The organism is Haloterrigena turkmenica DSM 5511 (assembly GCF_000025325.1).
GTDB classification, from domain to species: domain Archaea; phylum Halobacteriota; class Halobacteria; order Halobacteriales; family Natrialbaceae; genus Haloterrigena; species Haloterrigena turkmenica.
On sequence record NC_013743.1, the window covers coordinates 810547 to 830844 of the forward strand.

21 protein-coding genes are annotated in these 20298 nt (G+C 66.2%); 10 read left to right on the plus strand and 11 right to left on the minus strand.

Translation table 11 applies throughout. From position 1 onward, the window contains the following. Positions 1 to 2: 2 nt before the first annotated feature. From dapF to dapA, 6 genes are all read right to left on the minus strand, one after another. A complete protein-coding gene (gene dapF / locus HTUR_RS03940; protein WP_012942003.1) occupies positions 3 to 833 on the minus strand; it encodes a diaminopimelate epimerase in 831 nt (276 codons plus the stop codon). Positions 834 to 837: 4 nt separating this feature from the next. Then, positions 838 to 2238: a diaminopimelate decarboxylase gene (lysA, locus tag HTUR_RS03945; RefSeq protein ID WP_012942004.1), complete on the minus strand. Its 1401-nt coding sequence runs from the start codon at positions 2236 to 2238 to the stop codon at positions 838 to 840. Positions 2239 to 2290: 52 nt separating this feature from the next. Then, complete coding sequence (locus tag HTUR_RS27855; RefSeq protein WP_081443483.1) at positions 2291 to 2512, minus strand: hypothetical protein; 222 nt, start codon at positions 2510 to 2512, stop codon at positions 2291 to 2293. A gap of 98 nt (positions 2513 to 2610) precedes the next feature. Further along, a complete protein-coding gene (locus tag HTUR_RS03955; RefSeq protein ID WP_012942005.1) occupies positions 2611 to 3447 on the minus strand; it encodes a 2,3,4,5-tetrahydropyridine-2,6-dicarboxylate N-succinyltransferase in 837 nt (278 codons plus the stop codon). After that, positions 3444 to 4211 carry a 4-hydroxy-tetrahydrodipicolinate reductase gene (dapB, locus tag HTUR_RS03960; RefSeq protein WP_012942006.1) on the minus strand — a complete coding sequence of 256 codons (768 nt, stop codon included), beginning with the start codon at positions 4209 to 4211 and terminating at the stop codon, positions 3444 to 3446. The genes HTUR_RS03955 and dapB overlap by 4 nt, the downstream gene beginning before the upstream one ends. Then, positions 4208 to 5152 carry a 4-hydroxy-tetrahydrodipicolinate synthase gene (gene dapA, locus HTUR_RS03965; protein WP_012942007.1) on the minus strand — a complete coding sequence of 315 codons (945 nt, stop codon included), beginning with the start codon at positions 5150 to 5152 and terminating at the stop codon, positions 4208 to 4210. The genes dapB and dapA overlap by 4 nt, the downstream gene beginning before the upstream one ends. Before the next feature lie 324 nt (positions 5153 to 5476). Here dapA and HTUR_RS03970 point away from each other — a divergent pair, with 324 nt between their 5' ends. Both HTUR_RS03970 and HTUR_RS03975 read left to right on the plus strand, forming a co-directional pair. Beyond that, a complete protein-coding gene (locus HTUR_RS03970; protein ID WP_012942008.1) occupies positions 5477 to 6301 on the plus strand; it encodes a M48 family metallopeptidase in 825 nt (274 codons plus the stop codon). A gap of 212 nt (positions 6302 to 6513) precedes the next feature. Beyond that, the gene (locus HTUR_RS03975) at positions 6514 to 7011 is read left to right on the plus strand and encodes a LabA-like NYN domain-containing protein (RefSeq protein ID WP_012942009.1); all 498 of its coding nucleotides are present in this window, start codon (positions 6514 to 6516) and stop codon (positions 7009 to 7011) included. A 15-nt stretch (positions 7012 to 7026) separates the two neighbouring features. Here the strand turns inward: HTUR_RS03975 and HTUR_RS03980 are convergent, their stop codons facing one another. Next, entirely contained in the window at positions 7027 to 7206 is a 180-nt protein-coding gene (locus HTUR_RS03980; protein ID WP_012942010.1) for a hypothetical protein, read from the minus strand. 185 nt (positions 7207 to 7391) lie between these two features. Between HTUR_RS03980 and HTUR_RS03985 the strand changes: the two genes are divergently transcribed. From HTUR_RS03985 to ppsA, 4 genes are all read left to right on the plus strand, one after another. Further along, positions 7392 to 7886 carry a PUA domain-containing protein gene (locus HTUR_RS03985; protein WP_012942011.1) on the plus strand — a complete coding sequence of 165 codons (495 nt, stop codon included), beginning with the start codon at positions 7392 to 7394 and terminating at the stop codon, positions 7884 to 7886. 345 nt (positions 7887 to 8231) lie between these two features. Next, positions 8232 to 8612, plus strand: a complete 381-nt coding sequence (locus HTUR_RS03990; protein ID WP_008896193.1) for a nascent polypeptide-associated complex protein — start codon at positions 8232 to 8234, stop codon at positions 8610 to 8612. A 7-nt stretch (positions 8613 to 8619) separates the two neighbouring features. Further along, positions 8620 to 9432, plus strand: coding sequence for a methyltransferase domain-containing protein (locus HTUR_RS03995; RefSeq protein WP_012942012.1), 813 nt, complete (start codon positions 8620 to 8622; stop codon positions 9430 to 9432). 171 nt (positions 9433 to 9603) lie between these two features. Further along, positions 9604 to 11946: a phosphoenolpyruvate synthase gene (gene ppsA / locus HTUR_RS04000; RefSeq protein ID WP_012942013.1), complete on the plus strand. Its 2343-nt coding sequence runs from the start codon at positions 9604 to 9606 to the stop codon at positions 11944 to 11946. A gap of 175 nt (positions 11947 to 12121) precedes the next feature. On the opposite strand, the gene HTUR_RS04005 is transcribed toward ppsA, so the two are convergent. The 3 genes from HTUR_RS04005 to HTUR_RS04015 all read right to left on the minus strand — a co-directional run bounded on the left by HTUR_RS04005 (position 12122) and on the right by HTUR_RS04015 (position 14452). Further along, positions 12122 to 12313 (minus strand): hypothetical protein, encoded by a 192-nt coding sequence (locus tag HTUR_RS04005; RefSeq protein WP_012942014.1) that lies wholly within the window; start codon positions 12311 to 12313, stop codon positions 12122 to 12124. An 88-nt stretch (positions 12314 to 12401) separates the two neighbouring features. Further along, positions 12402 to 13064 carry a helix-turn-helix domain-containing protein gene (locus tag HTUR_RS04010; protein WP_012942015.1) on the minus strand — a complete coding sequence of 221 codons (663 nt, stop codon included), beginning with the start codon at positions 13062 to 13064 and terminating at the stop codon, positions 12402 to 12404. A gap of 95 nt (positions 13065 to 13159) precedes the next feature. Next, positions 13160 to 14452, minus strand: a complete 1293-nt coding sequence (locus HTUR_RS04015) for a glycosyltransferase (RefSeq protein WP_012942016.1) — start codon at positions 14450 to 14452, stop codon at positions 13160 to 13162. 145 nt (positions 14453 to 14597) lie between these two features. On the opposite strand from HTUR_RS04015, the gene mfnA reads away from it, so the two are divergent. The 4 genes from mfnA (at position 14598) to metG (ending at position 18919) form a co-directional block, all read left to right on the plus strand. Further along, on the plus strand, positions 14598 to 15692 hold the full coding sequence (gene mfnA / locus HTUR_RS04020) for a tyrosine decarboxylase MfnA (RefSeq protein WP_264183096.1): 1095 nt from the start codon (positions 14598 to 14600) through the stop codon (positions 15690 to 15692). Between the two features lie 172 nt (positions 15693 to 15864). Further along, a complete protein-coding gene (locus tag HTUR_RS28630; RefSeq protein WP_012942018.1) occupies positions 15865 to 16086 on the plus strand; it encodes a hypothetical protein in 222 nt (73 codons plus the stop codon). 290 nt (positions 16087 to 16376) lie between these two features. Then, complete coding sequence (locus HTUR_RS04025) at positions 16377 to 16745, plus strand: hypothetical protein (protein ID WP_012942019.1); 369 nt, start codon at positions 16377 to 16379, stop codon at positions 16743 to 16745. 62 nt (positions 16746 to 16807) lie between these two features. After that, the gene (gene metG / locus HTUR_RS04030; protein ID WP_049941828.1) at positions 16808 to 18919 is read left to right on the plus strand and encodes a methionine--tRNA ligase; all 2112 of its coding nucleotides are present in this window, start codon (positions 16808 to 16810) and stop codon (positions 18917 to 18919) included. A gap of 546 nt (positions 18920 to 19465) precedes the next feature. Here metG and HTUR_RS04035 read toward each other — a convergent pair. Then, positions 19466 to 20155 carry an HAD family hydrolase gene (locus HTUR_RS04035; protein ID WP_012942021.1) on the minus strand — a complete coding sequence of 230 codons (690 nt, stop codon included), beginning with the start codon at positions 20153 to 20155 and terminating at the stop codon, positions 19466 to 19468. Positions 20156 to 20298: the final 143 nt, after the last annotated feature.

Here is a 20298-nt window from a genome sequence, read left to right on the forward strand (position 1 = left end):
GCTCACAGTTCCGTCGGCGATCGGACGGTCACTTCGCCGTCGAACTCGTGTTCGACGGGGCCGGCGAGCGTCGCGTTCCCGCGGTCGTTGAAACTCACGCGCAGATCGCCGCCCGGCGGGTAAACGTCGACCGGGTCGGCGTCGGTGCGGCCGAGTCGGCGCGCGACGACCGCGATGGCGACCGCGCCGGTGCCACAGGAGTCCGTCTCGCCCTCGACGCCGCGTTCGTAGGTTCGCTGATCGAAGCCGCCCTCCCCGTCGGGGCTGGCGAGCGTGACGTTCGTTCCGACGGGGAACGCGTCGGCGTAGCGCACCCTCGGCGCGACCGCCTCGAGGTCGACGTCGTCGACGTCGTCGACGAACGCGACGGCGTGGGGGACGCCGGTGTTGACCATCGTCACCTCGAGGCCCTCGATCTCTTCCTCGAAGACCTGCTCGTCGGCTCGGACGGGTACCTCGTCGGGGGCGAACGTGGGCGTGCCCATCTCGATGGTGATCCCCTCGTCCGTGCGGTCCGCGCGGAGGGTCCCCGCCTGCGTGTCGATCATGACGCTGTCGGAGCCGGTCTCCTCCATGGCCCAGTCGGCGGCACAGCGCGCGCCGTTGCCACACATCGGAGCCGTCGCGCCGTCGGGCTGGACCAGCGTCATGATGACCCGCGGCGGGTGGAACCGCTCCTCCAAGGCGAGATAGAGGATGCCGTCGGCACCGACGCCGTCGTCGCGGTCGCACTCGCGTTCGGCGAGTGCGCCCCGATCGGGGACGTACTCGTCTGCCTGGATGATTAGAAAGTCGTTGCCGGTGCCGTGGTACTTCTGGAATGGGACGCTCATCGTGCTATCGTATATCGTGGTCGTTATGTGCTTCTCGGTCCGCATCCGCGTTCCGGTTCCGACTCGCATCCGCGGTCGTCGGATCGGTCGCGCTCGTTTCTGGCCGGGTCACGTCGTCGACCGTCTCGCGTCGGCGAGCGAGCCGAACGTCGTCGCCGTCGATGACGACCGACGCGGGTCGCGGCCGGGAGTTGTACTGGTTAGCCATCTCGTAGCCGTAGGCCCCGGCGTTGCCGATCGCGAGCACGTCCGTGCGTCTGCTGGCCGGTAGTTCGCGGTCGGAACAGAAAACGTCCCCGCTCTCGCAGATGGGTCCGGCGATCGTCTGCGGCACCGTCTCGCGGCCGGTGTCGGCCGAATTTCTGGTTTCGTCGCTCGAGTCGGCCTCCCGATCGGCCGTCAGGTTCCGAATCGGGTGGTAGGCGTCGTACATCGCGGGCCGCAGCAGGGTCGTCATCCCGGCGTCGACGCCGACTGCGAGGGTGTCGCGGGCCTCCTTGATGGTGTTGACCTCGGTCAGGAGGACGCCCGCGTCCGCGACGAAGTAGCGGCCGGGCTCGATCGTCAGCCGCGCGTCGACGTCGCCCAGCGCCTCCCGCGTCGCTTCGGCGACGGCCTCGAGGTCCAGCGGCGCCTCGCTCTCGCGGTAGGGGACGCCGAAGCCGCCGCCGACGTCGACGAACTCGAGATCGCCCTCGAGCGCTTCGTCCACGTCCGTGGCGAGCTCGCCCATCCGCGCGACGAACGCCCGGTGGTCGTCGAGCTGGTCGCTCGAGACGCCCGATCCGACGTGGGCGTGGACGCCGACGACGTCGAACCCGCGGTCGGCGGCGTTCGTGAGGACGTCGACCGCGCGCTCGATCGGCACGCCGAACTTCGCGGCGGCGCCGGTCTTGACTTTCTCGTGGTGGCCGGCGTCGATCCCCGGATTCACGCGGAGGCAGAGCCGGCCGTCGTAGCCCCGTTCCTCGAGGCGGTCGATCGTGTCTTCAGCGCCGACGGTGATCGTCAGCTCGGGGTGGTCCTCCCAGGCGTCGACGACCCAATCGAGGTCCCGCGCGGGCGGATTGACGGCCGTGTAGTGGACGTCCGCGCCCGACCCGTCGCTCCGGTCGCTGGACTCGATGGCCGCGAGCGCGCGTTTCACTTCCCCGGCGGAGGCGCATTCGAGTCCCGCCCCCTCCTCGTGGAGCGTCTCGAGGACCTCATCCAAGGCGTTCGCTTTCACCGCGTACATGATCTCGGCGTCCGGAAACGCCGACGCGAGGCGGCGATAGTTCTCCCGCACGCGCTCGAGATCGAGTGCGTACAGCGGTGAGCCGTAGTCGCCGACCAGCGACTCGAGGCGAGTCGCGTCCCAGTCGGCGAGCCGGCGAATCGCCGGCGAGTCCGCGAGCGTACTCATTGTCACTCTCAAGTAACCGAGAGGATTCAAGCGTTTGGGTTCTCGTTCTCGGCTACTCTGCCTCGCGCGACGCTCGCTCGATCTCGGCGATCGATTCGTCCTCGAAGGCGTCACCGATGGCATCCCGGAACCCCTCGATCGGGTCGTCGTTCAGTGGAATCAGTTCGACCCGATCGCTGAGTTCGCCGATACGGTACCGTTCACCGTGTTTCTCACGGATCTCGTTTGGGACGACGATCCGGCCTCGACCCGTTCGCTTATTACAGCCACCTATTACTGGAGGACATAAAAATCCCGCATGAACTCCGTTGTCTTCCCAAATCGACCGCGAGCGAATCCGTTCGCTCGAGGATCGCTATACCGCTAATCGACTTATTCCCGGAGCGTGTCCTCGCGCTCGGTGGCCTCGAGCGTCTCCGTCTCGAGATCGGTCGCCACCACGGCGGGCTTGTAGGCGCCGCCGTCGAAGAGGTCGTGGTCGCTGATCGAGGACTCGACGAAGCGCGTGAAGGCCCGGCGGTCGGCGGGCAGTTCGCCGTAGATGACTTCCTCCTCAACGAGGTCGTAGACGGGGATTCGCGGCGTCAGGAGGGTGTTCTCGCCGACGACGCTGTTCTCGCCGACGACGAAGCCCGAGGTGACGCGGCAGCCGGCGCCGAGCGAGACGTCGTCCTCGACGATGACCGGCGCGTTCTCGACGGGCTCGAGCACGCCGCCGATGAGGGTGTTCGCGCCGAGCTTGACGTTGTCGCCGATCTGGGCACAGGAGCCGACGGTGTCACAGGAGTCGACGAGCGCGCCGTCGCCGACGTGGGCGCCGATGTTGACGAACGACGGGCTCATCATGATGCAGTCCGAGCCGATGTGGGCGCCCTGCCGGACGACGGTGCCGTCGGGCGTGTTGCGGCTGCCGCGGTCGCCGTACTCGCTCGAGTCCGCAAGCGGGAGGACGTCGTTGTACGTCGTGCCGCCGTGTTCGTACTGGCCGATCGAGCGGAGGCCGAAGTTCAGCAGGATCCCCTGCTTGACCCACTCGTTGGCTTCCCAGGAGTCTCCCTGCTTTTCGGCGGCGCGGACCTCGCCCGCCTCCAGTGCGTCGAGGAACGCCTCGAGGGTGGCGTACTCGTCCTCGCCGGCCGTGCCGGCGTCGATAGCGTCGTTCTGGTACTGCGTCCACAGCTCCGAAATTTCGGTTTCGAGTGCGCTCATTCGCGGATCACGTCCGCGAAGTCGTAGCGACCCGCCTTTTGTCCAGCGATCCAGACCGCCGCGTCGACCGCACCCGCGGCGAAGACGCCTCGATCCTCCGCGCGGTGGGTCAGCCGGACCTCCTCGTGATTGCCCGCGAGGATGATCTCGTGTTCGCCGGTGATATCGCCGGCCCGCAGCGCGTGGACGCCGATCTCGGCCTCCTCGCGAGGGGCCTCGCCCTCACGTCCGTGCGTGCGTTCGGAGAACTCGCCGTTGGCTTCGATCTCCTCGAGCAGGCGGTTGGCGGTCCCGCTGGGCGCGTCGCGCTTTCCGTTGTGGTGGGTCTCGACGAGTTCGACGTCGTACCCCGGCAGGTTCTGGACCGCCTCGCCGACGACGTTGACCAGCGCCTGCACGCCGCGGGCGAAGTTCGGCGCGTGGAGGACGGCGACGTCGTCGCCGGCGTCCTCGAGCGCCGCGCGTTGATCGTCGTCGAAGCCGGTCGTTCCCGTGACGAAGGCGACGCCGGCGTCCGCACAGGCCGCGGCGTAGTCGACGGCCGACTCGGGGCCGGTGAAGTCGACGACGGCGGTGGGTTCGCGGTCGACGACCAGCGAGCCGAACTCGTCGGCCGGCTCGATCTCGACGCCGTCGACGGTCTCTCCGTCCGGCTCCCGGTTGACCGCGAAGACGACCTTGCAGTCGTCGCGGTCGGTGGCGGCGGCGATCACTTCCCGTCCCATTCGGCCGGTCGCGCCGGTGACGCCGATCCGGACCGTCATCGATCGCCCTCCACTGTGGCTCCGTCGCTCGCGTCGGTAGTACCGGCGCGGGCCGACTCGTCCTCGAGGTCGGCGAGGACGGCCTCGAGGTCCTCGCGGTACTCCTCGGAGAGGCGGGTCAGCGGCGAGCGCATGCGTGCGGGGCCGTAGCCACGGATCTCCATGGCCTCCTTGACTGGGATCGGGTTGGTCTCGACGAACAGGTGGCGGTACAGCGGCCCCAGCGTGTGGTGGAGGTCCTGTGCGCGCGCGTAGTCGCCGTCGAGCGCGGCGCCGACCATCGCGCAGGTTAGTTCGGGTTCGATGTTCGCACAGACACTGATCGTTCCGGTTCCGCCGACGGAGATGGTCGGCAGCGTGAGCGCGTCGTCGCCCGAGAGCACCGCGAAGTCCTCGTCGGTCGTTCGCTCGGCGATCTCGCCGATCTGGCCGAGGTCGCCGCTGGCGGCCTTGTAACCCGAGATGTTCTCGTGGGCGGCGAGTTCGACCGCGGTGTCGGGTTCGATGTTGCGGCCCGTCCGCGAGGGGACGTTGTAGACGATCTGGGGCAGATCGATCGTGTCCGCGATCGTTTCGTAGTGTTCGATCAGCCCGCGCTGCTCGGGCTTGTTGTAGTACGGCGAGATGAGCAGGAGGCCGTCGGCGCCCGCGTCGGCGGCTCGCTCGGAGAGTTCCAGCGCCTCGCGGGTGTTGTTCGAGCCCGTGCCCGCGATGACGGGGACGTCGTCGACGGCCTCGATGACCGCTTCGACGACCTGCACGTGTTCGTCGTGGGTCAGCGTCGCCGACTCGCCGGTCGAGCCGACGGGAACGAGCCCGTCGACGCCCGCGGCCTCGAGTCGCTGCGCGTCGGTCTGGAGCGTTTCGAAGTCGATCCGTTCGTCGCTGTCGAAGGGCGTACACATCGCCGGGAAGACGCCCGAAAGGTCGAGTGCTGTCATTGTGGAATGGCTGTGTTATCGGTGGTGGTAGTGGTTCGATCGTCCGTGATCGATCGTCGCTCGTGTGCGGACCGAGGCCGCGCCCGGAACGGGGTCGCTACACCCGCTACGAGCACTCTCACACACGTTTACGTTTCGGAAAACGAGGGGCGACGCCGCTCGAGACGGAGCCGACGGATCGGTGAGCGACGTGGCGCATACCTGACCCACTGATCCGGATTCCCTTATCGGTTGCGGCTTCGAACAGCGATCGCGGACAGTCCGTGCCAGCAGCTGACATAAATTTCCGCGTAATTTATCCCCGAGCATTACATAGCATCGCGTATGACAGACTTCGGACTGAAACTTCGGATGGTCGTCGTCGGAGCCATCCTGTTCGCCTTCTACGTCGGCGCAGCGACGTTTTTGGCCCTGCTATTCGGCGTTAGTCCGCTCCTGATACTTCCGGCCGGGATCGTCATCCTCCCCGCGATCCAGTACAAACTCGGCAAGTGGATGGCGCTCAGAGGCGCCGAGGAGATGCCCGAGGACGGCCAGTACCGCGAGGTCCACCAGATGACCGAATCGCTCTCCCGAGACATGGGCGTCGACAAACCCAAGCTGATGGTGATGAGCATGGGCGTCCCCAACGCCTTCGCCGTCGGCCGCAAGGGCGCCGGCGTCGTCTGCGTCTCGACGGAACTCATGCAGATCCTCGAGCGCGACGAACTCGAGGGCGTCATCGCCCACGAGATCGCCCACATCAAGAACCGCGACGTGATCACGATGGTCGTCGGCCAGTCCATCGGGATGATGGTCGGCTACGTCGCCTACTTCGCGGTGCTGATGGGCGGCGAGCGCAACATCGGCACCTGGATCCTCGCGATGGTCGCCTCCTCGCTGGCGAACATGCTCGTGATGGTCTTCGTGCTGGCCATCTCGCGATACCGCGAGTACGTCGCCGACGAGGACGCCCGCCAGTACATCGGCACCGGCGAACCGCTGGCGCGCGCACTCGAGAAGATTTCCAGCGGCGCGCAGGGGCGCGAGTCGAAACTCGACGACAGCATGAGCGCGCTCTGTATCATGAACACCGACCGCGGTCTCATGGAGAAACTGTTCGCGAGCCACCCGCCGACGGAGAAGCGCATCGAGAAACTCCGCAGCTAACGATTCGCGTTTCGCCGTCGACGCTGTTCTGATTTCCGTTCACGATCCGTCATTGCTCCCGACCAGCGCACTCCGGACCGCTGGGTCTCCTCGCGGACGGTCGCCGTGGCGCTCGGCACCAGAGACCGGGGACGATCACCGACTCGGTCGAGGCCCGGAACGCGATCCGCGGAACGCCGCGATTTTTACGGGAGCCCCGCACAGTGTGATCTATGACGGAAATTCATCCGGGCCAGCGCGTCGCCGTTCTCGTCGACGCCCAGAACCTCTATCACACGGCCCAGAGTCTGCACAGCCGCAACATCGACTACTCCGCGCTGCTCGACAAGGCCGTTCAGGACCGCCAGCTCACCCGCGCGATCGCCTACGTCATCCGCGCGGATTCGCCCGAGGAGGAGAGCTTTTTCGAGGCGCTAATCGACATCGGCTTCGAGCCGAAGATCAAGGACATCAAGACGTTCTCGGACGGGACCAAGAAGGCCGACTGGGACGTCGGAATGAGTCTCGATGCGGTGACCCTGGCCAACCACGTCGATACGGTCGTGCTCTGTACCGGCGACGGCGACTTCTCGCGGCTCTGCTCGCACCTGCGCCACGAGGGCGTCCGCGTCGAGGTGATGGCGTTCGAATCCTCGACGGCCGAGGAACTCATCGCGGCGGCCGATTCCTTCGTCGACCTGGGCGAACGCCACGAGACGTTCCTCCTCTAACTGCGGACGCTCGCGTCACGACCGGTCCGAACGTCCCTTCCAGAGTCCGACCAACAGTGCGTACCCGGTAACGAGTAGCATCGCTCCCGTCAGAACGTACACGAACGGCCCGGAAACGAACGTGGCCGGCCCGGCCAGCGTCAGGGTGCCGAACAAGAGGAGGGCGACACCGAGAGCGATTTGCGTGGCGTCCATACGATATCAGAAGTATTGAATCGAGTATTATAACGTTCGTCATTTCTGTTCTGTCGCAAAATCCAATAGCACAGCCGTTGCGAGTCGGCGATGTCGTCACGGGAACCGAGACTGGCGACTCGAGTCCGATCCGAATCCGGTTCGAGGTCGAAGGGCTTTCGACCGCGGGCGCGAAACCCTGTCCAATGAGCGATCCAGCCGACGGGAACGGACAGGCGGGGCTGCCGGAGCTGCGGACCATCGCGGACTACCAGTTCGGTTCGGGCGCCGGCGACGCCCTCTTTCCGCCCGCGGAGTCACTCACCATCAAGCGCACCTCTTCAGGTCGGCCCCAGCAGATCCACGCCGATGACGGACGAATCGTCTCCTTCGGAACCGACGGCCGATTCACCCTCGGCCTCGAGGGCGGCCGTCGGCTCCACGCGGTCCTCGAGCACCCCGCCTATCGCGTCGTCGTCGACGACGAGAGCGAACCGTTCGTCCGCGACGAGAAGAACGTCTTCACGAAGTTCGTCCTCGAGGCGGGTCCCGAAATCCGGCCGGGCGACGAGGTGCTCGTGATCCACGAGCGCGGCGAGCTGATCGCGGTCGGAACGGCGGAACTGGCGGCCGAGGCTATCGCGGACTTCGAGACCGGGATGGCGGTGAACGTGCGCGAGGGCGCGCCCGCGGAGAACTGATTTTCCCGAGCACCGATCGACTGGCCGAGAGCGCGCCCGAGCGATAGCGAGGGCGCGCGACCCAACGGAAGACGCGGAGCGTCTTCCGAGCATCGCGGAGGCTTCGCCTCCGCTCAACGGGGAAGGGCAGGCGTTCACCGATACCGACCGCGAGTGAGCGCCGCAGGCGCGAACGAGCGGGCCGACGACTGACTCGGAGCGAGCGAAGCGAACGGAGAGGAAGGAGGAGTGCTTTTCATCAAAGTTTTGCCGAGGGTGCGCCGCAGGCGCGCCCGCAGCGCAAAAGTTTGAGATGCAAAAGTTTGAACCGCAGAGTAAAAGGGTGCGGGTAGCGACGTGTCGGGTATGTTTGGAGGAGGCGGCGGCGGTCTGAACCCGCGCAAGATGGAACAGATGATGCAACAGATGGGAATCGACGTCGAGGATATCGACGCCGAGGAGGTCATCATCCGCACCGAGGAGTACGACCTCGTCTTCAACGACGCCGAGGTCACCAAGATGGACGCCCGCGGCGAGGAGACCTACCAGATCATCGGCTCGCCCGAACAGGTCGAGTCCGGTGCCGCCGGTGCCAGCGCCGGCGCCGACGAGGACGCCGGGGCCGCGATTCCCGACGAGGACGTCGAACTCGTCGCCACCCGCGCCGGCGTGAGCGAGGACGAGGCCCGCGACGCCCTCGAGGCCGTCGACGGCGACCTCGCCGCGGCAGTCGAACGCCTCGAGTGACGTTCGCGTGACCGACGATAGCGATTCCGAGACCGACGCGGACGGAGACGGAACCGCGAGCGCCGACGAGACTGCGGACGCGGACGACCGCGTCCCCGTCCTGCTCGTCAAGGGCGACCGCGAGTACCTGATCCAGCCCGGCGGCGAGCAGGGAACGGATCTGGGCGTGCTCGAGGTGCCTGAAGACGTCCAGCCGGGCGACACCATCGAGACGCATCTCGGCGAGGCGTTTCGGGTGCGCCGGCTGCGCGGCCCGGATCTGTTTCACCAGTTCGAGCGGACGGGGGCACCGATGGTCCCCCGCGACGTCGGGTTAGTGATCGGCGAGACCGGCGTCTCGCAGGGCGACCGCGTGCTCGATACCGGCACCGGAACGGGCGTGCTCGCGGCCTCGATGGCCCGCGCGGGCGCCGAGGTGGTGACCTACGAGCGCGATCCGGAGTTCGCGGACGTCGCGCGCGAGAACATGAAACTCGGCGGCGTCGACGACAGCGTCGACGTCCGAACGGGCGATCTGACCGAGGAGATCGACGCGCTCGAGCCCTCGTCGTTCGACGTGTTGACCCTCGATACGGGCGACGCGGCGGCCGTCGTCGAGCACGCGCCCGACCTGCTGGTCGACGGCGGCTTCGTCGCGGTCTACAGCCCCTTCATCGAGTCGACCCGAGAGGTCGTCGCGGCGGCCCGCGAGGTCGAGCTCTCGAACGTCCGCACGCGCGAGACGATCCAGCGGGAGATGCAGTTCGACGACCGCGGCTCGCGGCCGTCGACCGCGCCGGTGGGCCACACGGGGTATCTGACGATCGCTCGCAACGTCTGAGCCGCTCGGATCGACCGTGACCGGCGAATAGCTGTCCGATCAGTAACACACACGGCAGCGAAATCCGTTGTAAATCGGCACGTATGCCGGAGATTCATTCGGTTGCGAGTTGCGACTGGCTGCGACTGTTCGCAACCTTCTTTATTCGTTCGGGTGTCGAACCAGATAGCAATGGCTGTACTCTGGCTGGACGAGATCAGTGCCGGCGACCTCGAGAAGGTCGGCGGCAAAGGAGCCTCCCTGGGCGAGTTGACGGGTGCTGGGCTGCCCGTGCCCCCGGGATTCGTCGTAACCGCCGGGACCTATCGATCGTTCATCGAAGAAGCCGAAATCGACGAGGAACTGTTCGCGGCCGTCGACGTCGACGTCGACGACTCGTCGGCGCTGGCCGACGCCGCCGACCGCGCGCAGGAACTCATCCTCGAGACCCCCTTCCCCGACGAACTCCGCGAGGAGATCCTCGAGTCGTATCGGCAGGTCGGCGACGGCGAGGCGTTCGTCGCGGTGCGGTCGTCGGCGACGGCCGAGGACCTGCCCGACGCCTCCTTCGCGGGCCAACAGGAGACGTTCCTCAACGTCACCGAGGAGGCGCTGCTCGACCGCGTTCGCGAGTGTTGGGCCTCGCTGTTCACCCAGCGGGCGATCTACTACCGTCAGGAGCAGGGCTTCGATCACTCTGCAGTGAACATCGCGGTCGTCGTCCAACAGATGGTCGACGCCGAGAAATCCGGCGTGATGTTCACGAGCCACCCCTCGACGGGCGACCCGACGATGATCATCGAGGCCGCCTGGGGCCTGGGCGAGGCCGTCGTCTCCGGTGCCGTCTCGCCGGACAACTACGTCGTCGAGCGCGAGGATCGGTCGATCGACGTCACCGTCGCCGAGAAGAAGGTGATGCACGAAAAGGACGAGGAGACCGGCGAGACCGTCGAGACCGAGGTTCCTCAGGACAAGCGGAACGCACGGGTCCTCTCCGAGGACGAAATCGGGGCCCTGATGGATCTCGGCGAGCGCGTCGAGGACCACTACGACAAACCCCAGGACGTCGAGTGGGCCATCGTCGAGGGCGAGGTCTACATGCTCCAGTCCCGACCGATCACGACCATCGACGAGAGCGACGGCGGGGCCACTGCGTCCGAGGCGACCGGCAGCGTCGACGCCTCGACGGGGCTGACCGACGGCAGCGGCGGCGTTCAGGCCGCCGCCGGCGAGTCCTCGAGTTCGGGGGCGGACGCCTCCGGCGAGGTCATCGTCGACGGACTGGGATCGAGTCCGGGCACCGTCAGCGGGGCCGCCCGGATCGTCAAAAAGCTCGACGACCTCGATAAGGTCGGCGAGGGCGACATCATCGTCACCGAGATGACGATGCCGGACATGGTCCCCGCGATGAAGCGGGCGTCGGGGATCATCACCGACGAGGGCGGCATGACCAGCCACGCCGCCATCGTCTCCCGCGAACTGGGCGTTCCGGCTATCGTCGGCACGACGAACGCGACTACCGTCCTCGAGGACGGGCAACTCGTCACGCTCGACGGCGACAAGGGCGCAGTCCTCGAGGGCAAAGAAGTCGAACCCGACGAAGAGACCGAACCCGTCGAGGAGGTCCGGCCGCAGTCGCCGGTCAAGCCCATGACCGCGACGGAGGTGAAGGTCAACGTCTCCATTCCGGAGGCCGCCGAGCGCGCGGCCGCGACCGGCGCCGACGGCGTCGGCCTGCTCCGCATGGAGCACATGATCCTCTCGCTGAACCAGACCCCCGCGAAGTTCATCGCGGAGAACGGCGAGGACGCCTACATCACAGAACTGGTCGAGGGAATCCGCGGCGTCGCCGACGAGTTCTACCCGCGGCCCGTTCGCGTCCGGACGCTGGACGCGCCGACCGACGAGTTCCGCCAACTCGAGGGCGGCGAGGACGAACCGAAGGAGCACAACCCGATGCTCGGGTACCGCGGAATCCGGCGCTCGCTCGACCGCCCGGACGTCTTCGCCCACGAACTCGAGGCGTTCCGGCGGCTCTACGAGATGGGCTACGACAACGTCGAGATCATGTTCCCGCTGGTCAACGACGCGGAGGACATCTACCAGGCCAAGTCGCTCATGAAGGAGGCCGGCATCGACCCCGAGAAGCGCCGCTGGGGCGCGATGATCGAGACGCCGGCCTCGGCGCTGTCGGTCGAGGAGATGGCGAAAGCGGGCATCGACTTCGCCTCGTTCGGGACGAACGACCTCACCCAGTACACGCTCGCGGTCGACCGGAACAACGAGCACGTTGCCGACCGCTTCGACGAGCTCCACCCCGCGATCCTGAAGCTGATCGGCGACGTCATCGAGACTTGCCGCGAACACGACGTCGACACGAGCATCTGCGGCCAGGCCGGCTCCAAGCCGGAGATGGTCCAGTTCCTCGCCAAGGAAGGCGTCACGTCGATCTCGGCGAACATCGACGCCGTCCGTGACGTCCAGCACGAGGTCAAGCGCGTCGAGCAGAAGCTGCTGCTCGATTCGGTTCGCTAAGTCGGTCGGTTAGCCTTCGAGAATCCTTCTTCCCCCGTATTTCGCTTCGCCGTGAGACGCTGTCGGCGGCGTAGTGCGCAACCGTCCCATCGACACAATCGGTCTCGACCCTGTCGATACGAGGACGGGTGCGTAGGCAAAGCGTCCGCTGTGCGCTTCGGTCGACTGCCGTTCGCTATCTCGAGAGCGCCTCGAACTCCGAGGATCCGCAGCGACAGCCGTCCTTCCGGCCGATCGGTTGGACGGTGCCGTCGGCGAGGACCCACGCGGAGTAGACGGCCTCGCAGTCGCGACATTGCGCAGCTACTTTCTCCCATTCGTCGGTCGCGGGCTCGCCGGTCTCCTGACTCTGGCGGTGGCCTGTCATATACGGATAAAGACGGCCCTTGCCGAAGAACGGAGAGGTTGTATACACCACCACGAAAGCGAACGCCCGGTGTCGCCGAGAGCGGGAGTCACTCGTCGTCCGGATGAGAGAACGTCAGTGTGCTCGTGATGAGGTTCCGATGGGCGGCGTGAAATCGCTTCGAGAGCGCCTGCTGGGAGACGTCCATTCGGTCGGCGAGATCGGTCATCGTGATTCCCTGTGGAATTTCGTAGTACCCCTCCTCGAGCGCCGCGACCAGCGTCTCGCGTTGCTTCGTCGTGAGATCGTACTGAGCGCTGGCCATCGGCTGTTCCTGGTCCTTGATACGATTGAGTTTGAACGCGATTTCCTTGTCTTCGCAGTAGTCCTGAAACTGCGCGAGGCTGTCCCGATCGTCGAACCGCATCCGGAGCTCCCAGTTTTTGTCCCGTCCGATCGCCTGCAGGATCGTCGCTCCGAGTTCGACGTAGGCGTAGACGATCGTTTCGACGTTCTTCGTCCACTCGGCGCGATACAGTCTGGCGCCGTCCACCTCGTCGATCGGGGCGACGCCCGTCACGGAGTCGTCCTCCTGAAACGCCGCCTCGAACTCCGCGTGATCGCCGCCGCTGACCCAGAAGTACGGCATCACCCTGTCCTCCATCGTCGCCACGACCTGTTCGATCTCGACGACCATCCCCGGCGCGGCCGTGAGGGCGTGGTACAGCGCCAGGTCGTCGGATTTGACCGAGAACTCGGCGATAACGCTCATACGACTCGTTCACGGTTGCTCCGAATAAATCCGCGGACTGCACTGGCGTCTCGTTCCCGACCGCCTCGAGTCGATCGCCCTCGAGACCTCGTCGACTACGACCCGGTCTTCTCGACGTGGTACCAGCTCCCGTCCCAGCTCAGTCCGTACTCGAGGAACGAGCGGAGCGTGAGGACCCCGAACGCGGGGTAGCAAAGCGGCGCGAGGGCGACGCTCCAGACGAGCCCGTCGATGCGGCCGTCGCGCCGGTCGCGCCAGGCGACGAGCCCGATGGTGGCGACGAGGGCCGCCGACGGGAGCAGGACGGCCGACTCGACGTCGAGGACGAGCAGGAGCAGGAGCTTCGAGACCAGCGCGAGGGTAAAGAGGCTGCCGAGCAGGCTCGAGCACATCCGGCCGATCGAGATCGCGCCGCGGCGGCCGACCCGGCCGCGCAGGAGGTCGACGAGGGTGGCGTGGAGCACCTCGACCTGGCCGACGCGCCACCGCTTGCGCTGGCCCCAGAGATCGGCCCAGGTGTGGGGGGCCTCCATCGTGTTCGTACACTGGCGGGCCTGTTTGACGTCGAGCCCCTCGCGGTAGCAGGCGTGGGCGAAGTCCAGATCCTCGGTGAGCATGTCGTCGTAGCCGCCGACGCGCTCGTGGGCTTCACGGGTGAACGCGGTCGAGGAACTGCGACAGTTCGTGAAGCCGGCCAGTTCGACCAGCTTGTAGCTGGCGTGGAAGACGATGCGCTCGCAGTAGGCGACCGTTTCGACGACGCCGGTCGGCCGCGGGACGCGCCGCCCCTGGAAGACGTCCATGCCGGCCTCGAGTTCGCCCATCGCTGTCGGGAGGAACTCGGGAGCGATCCGCTCGTCGGCATCGAAGACCGCGAAGCGGTCGGTGTCGCTCTCGCTGACAGCGTAATTGATCGCCCCCGCCTTCGATCCCGGTTCGCCGTTTACCAGACACGTCACGCGGTCGTACTCGACCGCGAGTTCCCGGGCCCGCTCGAGGGTCGCCTCGTCGTTGGGTTCGGCGACGATCGCGATCTCGAGGTTCTCGTAGGCGCTCTCACAGAGGCTCTCGACGCTTTCGTCCATCACCGCGTGGTCGCGGTAGACCGGGACGATCGCCGTGAGTTTCGGGCCGTCGGTCATCTTCTCGAGATCGTCTCGCGAAGACCAGACCTCGCGGACCAGCAGTAGACCGGTCAGTCCGACGAAGAACGTGAAGACCGCGGCGGCCGACAGCGCCTCGAGGAAGACGAAGCGGACGGTGACCGCCAGCAGGTCGATCGTAATCGACTGGACGTCCGTTGCGTCGACGAACCCGAAGACGAACAGCGCGAGGACGCCGCTACCGGTGCCGACGTATTCGACGAACCGCGACGCGGACGGGAGCATTTGCGGGCTCTTTCGGCTGACGCGGTATCAATATTTCTTCGGCCCGTGGACTCCCTCGAGGTCACGTCCGCCGGGAACCGATTTCGGCGGAATCTGATCGCGGACAGGACCGTTAAGCGCAACGTCTAAACGGGTGAACGTACTTGTGCGTGATATGCAATCCGAGCCGCAAGCGTTCGACCGGGTGCTGTCGTCGATGTGTACGGAGCCCCACCCGGTAGCGCGCGACGCGGCCGAACGGTTCCTCGCGACCAACCCCGGCGATCCGGGGACGTATCCGTCTGTTTCGGCCCTCGAGGAGGAGGCGATCGCGATGCTGGGTTCGATCGCCGGCCTCGAGGAGCCGACCGGCTACATCGCCAGCGGCGGGACGGAAGCGAACATTCAGGCCGTCCGCATCGCCCGTGACCGCGCCGAGAGCCAGCGTCCGAACGTGGTCATGCCCGAGTCGGCCCACTTCAGTTTCCAGAAGGCCGCGGACATCCTCGGCGTCGAACTGCGCATCGTCCCGACGGACGACAACTTCCGGGCCGACCTCGAGGCCGTCCGCGCCTCGGTCGACGAGGCGACCGCGCTGGTCATCGGCGTCGCGGGGACGACCGAGTACGGCCGCGTCGATCCGATTCCGGAACTCGGCGAGATCGCCCGGTCGGTCGGCGCCATGCTCCACGTCGACGCCGCGTGGGGTGGCTTCGTGCTGCCCTTTACCGACTACGAGTGGAACTTCGAGCACGCTCCGGTCGACACGATGGCGATCGATCCCCACAAGATGGGCCAGGCCGCGGTGCCCGCGGGCGGGCTGCTCGCCCGCTCCGACGACCTGCTGAACGAACTCGCCGTCGACACTCCCTACCTCGAGTCGACCTCGCAGGCGACGCTAACCGGGACGCGGTCGGGCGCCGGCGTCGCCAGCGCCGTGGCGGCGATGGAGGAGCTGTGGCCCGAGGGCTACAAGCGCCAGTACGTCCGCTCGCAGAACAACGCCAAGTGGCTCGCCGACGCCCTCGAGAAACGCGGCTACGACGTCGTCGATCCGACGCTGCCGCTGGTCGCGGCCGACGTGCCCCGATCGACGTTCGACGCGCTGCGCGCGAAGGGCTGGCGGATTTCCCGGACCGCTACTGGGGAGCTTCGGATCGTCTGTATGCCCCACGTGACGCGGGAGATGCTCGCGTCCTTCATCGGCGATCTGGATCGACTCGAGGTGCGCGCGAGCGTGCCCGTGGCGAGTGACGATTAAAATCGGGTTCGCGAGCCGCTTTTCTCGGTCAAGTTGCTGTCGTGGAGTTATCCCAATAGACAGTAGCACGGTTTCGGTATTCGGAACTGTCCCCGCGACTCGTGTTCAGTAGAGGGCGTTACTCAGCGCACCCCCACGAAACGTTTTCCGTGGTAAATTCCTTAGCATAGGTATGTCTACGACCGTTGCAACACCTGACGCAGAGGAGACGTGTACGTACTGTGAGTCACGTATCTCCGACCATGACCCTCTCTGTGTCCGCGACTGTAACGACGACTGTGGGTCACCCCTGTACTTCTGTAATTTCGCATGTCTCTCGGCGTATATCGACGAGAACGGCCTTACCACCGGTGATGCGTGCGAGTGGAATCCCGACGAAAACGGCTGTTGCTAATCGGCGACAGCGGTCGGTTCGCGTATGTAGTTGCCGAATCGAGCGTTTTCAGTTCCAGTTCCATTCTGGGTAACGAAGCACACTACTAACTACCGATATACTCGAACGTGCTGCTCGCACTGGCAACGGGGGTCGCCACACCCTCCCCAGCCGACTCGCTCACTCATCCCTCGCGTGACGTCGCGTCGCGGCTCGCTGTTCACTCGCCGCGACACAGCACGCGCCACCGCATGGAATCGACAGTGACGAGCGATCGGTAGCTGTTTGCCGCGTCGCTGCGAGCCTCGCGTATGGCGCTGGCACTGGATCGCATCGACGCCGTCTCGATCGTCGGCTTCCTCGCGCTGGCCGCGGTATCGGCGGCGGCCCTCGAGGGCGTCGTCGTGGCGGCCGTCGGCGGCGGCTTCGCGCTCTCGCTGTCGACGTGGCGACTGTACGGCGGACGACCGTGGGAGGCGCTGGCGTGGCTGGCGTGGGTCGGCGCGGCGGTCGCGGTCGTGATCGCTCCCGGGACGACGGGATTCGTCGCGTTCCTCGCGCTGGTGGTCGTCGGCCTCGGACTGTTGTTCGGTGGTCGATTGGGACTGTTGCCGGCGATCTGGGACCGCGACGGGGCGGCGGTAGGCGACGAGTCGGTCGACGGTCCGGGGCCACGGTAGGAGGGCGCCACCGTCGATCGAAAACCGGCGGGTTTTACGCCCGGCACCGCCTCGTGATGCATATGAGCACCGACGAGTTTCCAACGGACCAGCCTGCGGTCGTGACCTGCGGGTTGCCCTACGCCAACGGCGACCTGCACATCGGTCACCTACGCGGGTACATCGGCGCGGACGCCTTTAGCCGTGCCCTCGAGACGCTCGGACAGGAGACGGCCTACGTCTGCGGCTCGGACATGCACGGCACGCCGGTCGCCGTCAACGCCGAGCAGCAGGGCGTCGATCCCGAGGACTTCGCGCTCGACTGGCACGAGCAGTACGAGGAGACGTTCCCGCAGTTCAACGTCGAGTTCGACAACTACGGCCACACCCACGACGAGACGAACACCGAACTGACCCAGGAGATCGTCCGAACGCTGGACGAGGAGGGGTACATCTACGAGAAGGAGATTCAGGTCGCCTACGACCCCGACGCCGACCAGTACCTCCCCGACCGCTACGTCGAGGGCACCTGCCCCTACTGCGGCGAGAAGGCCCGCGGCGACGAGTGCGACGAGGGCTGTCAGCGCCACCTAGAGCCCGGCGAGGTCGAGGACCCGACGAGCACGATCACGGGCAACCCCGCGGAGTACCGCGAGCGCACCCACAAGTTCTTCGAGGTCTCGGAGTTCGCCGACTTCCTGACGGAGTTCTTGGACGGCCTCGAGGGCACCTCCAACGCGCGCAACCAGCCCCGGCAGTGGATCGAAGACGGCCTGCAGGACTGGTGTATCACGCGGGACATGGACTGGGGGATTGACTACCCGACCGCCGAGGGTGAAGACGAGAGCGAGCTCGTCCTCTACGTCTGGGTCGACGCGCCGATCGAGTACGTCGCCTCCACGAAGCAGTACTCCGAGCGCGTCGGCACCGACGAGTTCGACTGGGAGCAGGTCTGGAAGGGCGACGGCGAGATCATGCATATCATCGGGCGGGACATCATCCAGCACCACACCATCTTCTGGCCGGCGATGCTCGAGGGTGTCGGCTACAACAAGCCCCGCGGCATCGCCGCGACCGGCTTCATCACGATCAACGGGAAGGGGCTGTCGACCAGTCGCAACCGCGCGATCTGGGCGAAGGAGTACTTGGACGAAGGGTTCCACCCCGACCTGCTGCGGTACTATCTGACCACGACGGGCGGCCTCCAGCAGGACGTCGACTTCTCGTGGGACGCCTTCCAGGAGAAGGTCAACGGCGAGTTAGTGGGCACGGTCGGTAACTTCTGGTACCGCTCGCTGCTCTTCGCCTACCGCAACTACGAGGGCACTCCCGAGACGGACGTCTCCGAGGAAGTCCGGGAACGCATCGAGGGCGCCATCGGCGACGCCCGCGAGAGCGTCAACGACTACGACCTGCGTGGAATCGGGGGGGCCGCCACCGAACTGGCCCAGTTCGGCAACGAATACATCCAGCGCAACGAGCCCTGGAAGCTCACCGACGACGAGCCCGAGAAGGCGGCGCAGGTCATCCGCGACTGCGTCCAGATCGCCAAGGCCGTCGGCGTCCTCATCGAGCCGATCGCGCCCGACAAGGCCCAGAATCTCTGGGAACAGCTCGGCGAGGACGGCGCGGTCGCCGACGCCCACCTCGAGGACGCCCTCGAGGCCCCGCCGCGGAACTTCGACGAACCCGGCGAGCTCTTCGCGAAGATCGAGGACGACCGCGTCGAGGAGTTGAACGAGAAACTCGAGGAGCGCGTCGCCGCCGCAGGCGACGATGACGGCGAGGACGCGGACGAGGAAACCGAAAGCGACGACACCGCCGCGGACGAATCTGACTCCATGGCAGACACCGACGATCTCGAGGCGCTCGCCGACGAGCGCATCGGCTTCGAGGACTTCCAGGACCTGGACATCCGCGTCGGCCGGATCGAATCCGCCGAAGGCATCGAGGGCGCCGACGACCTCGCGCGACTCGAGGTCGACATCGGCTTCGAGACCCGACAGGTCGTCGCGGGAATCAAGCAACTGCACGACCTCGAGGAACTCCCCGGCGAGAAGTGCATCCTGCTTGCGAACATGGAGAAAGCCGAACTGTTCGGCGTCGAGTCCAACGGGATGATCCTCGCCGCGGGCGAGGAGGCCGACCTGCTGACGACCCACGGCGACGCCGAAGTCGGCGAGAAGGTTCGCTAACGCGGTCGATTGGACTCATTTCCGTTTTTCGGCTCGTTCGAACGATCTCGATTCGCTCGCTGTCGATTCGATCTGCGGTGGCGCACGCTGGGCCGCGGTGAACTACGGTGAACCGCGGCCCGAAGCCGTGCGAGGGATGAGTGAGAGAGCACAGCGATCGAACGAATCGGCTGGGGAGGGTGTGGCAACCCCTAGCCGCCAGGATGAACAGAACACTTCCGTTTCTGACGTTGTCGATAGTGACTCCGTTCATTCCACTCCGTCCTCGCGTGGCAACTGGAACTTCCACGTTCTCCCCAGCCGATTCGCTCACTCACTTCGTTCGCTCATCCCTTGCACGACGTTGGACCGCGGTTCGCTATTCACTCACCGCGGCCCAGCGCGCGCCACTGCACGTTGGGTCGGCGGCTCGAGTGAGACGTCACTCGACAACGGAGTCCGCCGGATAACCGATTTCGTCACAGTCGAGAACGAGGGTGGTGCACGGAGTGACGATCGATCGCTCAAGCGAACCAGAGAGCGAGACGACACGCGATCCGAAGCCGTTCAGAGAACCGTCTCGAGGCCCTCGAGCGACGAGAGTTCGTAGGTCGGTTCGTGTTCGCGCGCGCCGCGATCACCGCTGGAATCGTCGTGGCCGGGATCAACCCAGGCGGAGTCCAGCCCCATCGCGTTCGCGCCGGCGACGTCGGCACGGATCGAGTCGCCGACGTGGATCGCCGCGTCCGGAGCCACGTCGAGTTCCTCGAGGGCGTACTCGAAGGGAGCCGCGTCGGGTTTCGGGAAGATCCCCGCGCTCGGCTCGGTGAAGACGCTGACGTCGAAGGCGTCGGCGATGCCCAGCGCCTCGAGTTTTTGCGTCTGGGTCGGCCGGCCGCCGTTGGTGATCAGCCCGACCGGCCCGAGGTCGCGGGCGCGCTCGAGGGCGGCCTCCGCTCCGGGACGGAACCTGACGGCGGTCGGGTCCTGCGTCTCGAGGTACGCCCCGGCCAGTCTCGGCGCGACCGCGGGGTCGACGTCGGCCCGACCCGCGACCTCGGCGAAGAGATTCTCGTAGAACTCGCGATCCGTTTCGGCCGTCGGGAGCGCGGGCACGGCCGATCGCAGGTCCGCCGGCGTGCAAAAGGGGTCGATGCCGGCCCGCTTAAACGCCGTCTCGAGCACCGTCGCGGCGTCCCGAGTCGGCTCGCAGAGGGTGCTGTCGAGATCGAAACAGATCGCGTCGTACGCAGCCATCTACTACGCGTAGGGCCGTGTTCGTTCTCAAGGTTTCGATAGTGTGAGATTCTCTTTCACACAATGGTTGGAGCTCGCGGATCGACGTTCAATCGCTCGACGGTTTCCGTAGCCGTTATTTTCACCGCAGCACCTGTCGGTGT

Bases quoted from the DNA above. Each gene is read 5' to 3' on its own strand.
- ppsA (WP_012942013.1), top strand. From the start codon at position 9,604: ATGGCTGTACTCTGGCTGGACGAGATCAGTGCCGGCGACCTCGAGAAG.
- dapF (WP_012942003.1), bottom strand. From the start codon at position 833: ATGAGCGTCCCATTCCAGAAGTACCACGGCACCGGCAACGACTTTCTA.
- HTUR_RS04005 (WP_012942014.1), bottom strand. From the start codon at position 12,313: ATGACAGGCCACCGCCAGAGTCAGGAGACCGGCGAGCCCGCGACCGAC.
- HTUR_RS04025 (WP_012942019.1), top strand. From the start codon at position 16,377: ATGGCGCTGGCACTGGATCGCATCGACGCCGTCTCGATCGTCGGCTTC.
- metG (WP_049941828.1), top strand. From the start codon at position 16,808: ATGAGCACCGACGAGTTTCCAACGGACCAGCCTGCGGTCGTGACCTGC.
- HTUR_RS28630 (WP_012942018.1), top strand. From the start codon at position 15,865: ATGTCTACGACCGTTGCAACACCTGACGCAGAGGAGACGTGTACGTAC.
- HTUR_RS03975 (WP_012942009.1), top strand. From the start codon at position 6,514: ATGACGGAAATTCATCCGGGCCAGCGCGTCGCCGTTCTCGTCGACGCC.
- lysA (WP_012942004.1), bottom strand. From the start codon at position 2,238: ATGAGTACGCTCGCGGACTCGCCGGCGATTCGCCGGCTCGCCGACTGG.
- HTUR_RS03970 (WP_012942008.1), top strand. From the start codon at position 5,477: ATGACAGACTTCGGACTGAAACTTCGGATGGTCGTCGTCGGAGCCATC.
- HTUR_RS03985 (WP_012942011.1), top strand. From the start codon at position 7,392: ATGAGCGATCCAGCCGACGGGAACGGACAGGCGGGGCTGCCGGAGCTG.
- dapA (WP_012942007.1), bottom strand. From the start codon at position 5,152: ATGACAGCACTCGACCTTTCGGGCGTCTTCCCGGCGATGTGTACGCCC.
- dapB (WP_012942006.1), bottom strand. From the start codon at position 4,211: ATGACGGTCCGGATCGGCGTCACCGGCGCGACCGGCCGAATGGGACGG.
- HTUR_RS04015 (WP_012942016.1), bottom strand. From the start codon at position 14,452: ATGCTCCCGTCCGCGTCGCGGTTCGTCGAATACGTCGGCACCGGTAGC.
- HTUR_RS04035 (WP_012942021.1), bottom strand. From the start codon at position 20,155: ATGGCTGCGTACGACGCGATCTGTTTCGATCTCGACAGCACCCTCTGC.
- HTUR_RS03955 (WP_012942005.1), bottom strand. From the start codon at position 3,447: ATGAGCGCACTCGAAACCGAAATTTCGGAGCTGTGGACGCAGTACCAG.
- HTUR_RS03980 (WP_012942010.1), bottom strand. From the start codon at position 7,206: ATGGACGCCACGCAAATCGCTCTCGGTGTCGCCCTCCTCTTGTTCGGC.
- HTUR_RS04010 (WP_012942015.1), bottom strand. From the start codon at position 13,064: ATGAGCGTTATCGCCGAGTTCTCGGTCAAATCCGACGACCTGGCGCTG.
- HTUR_RS03990 (WP_008896193.1), top strand. From the start codon at position 8,232: ATGTTTGGAGGAGGCGGCGGCGGTCTGAACCCGCGCAAGATGGAACAG.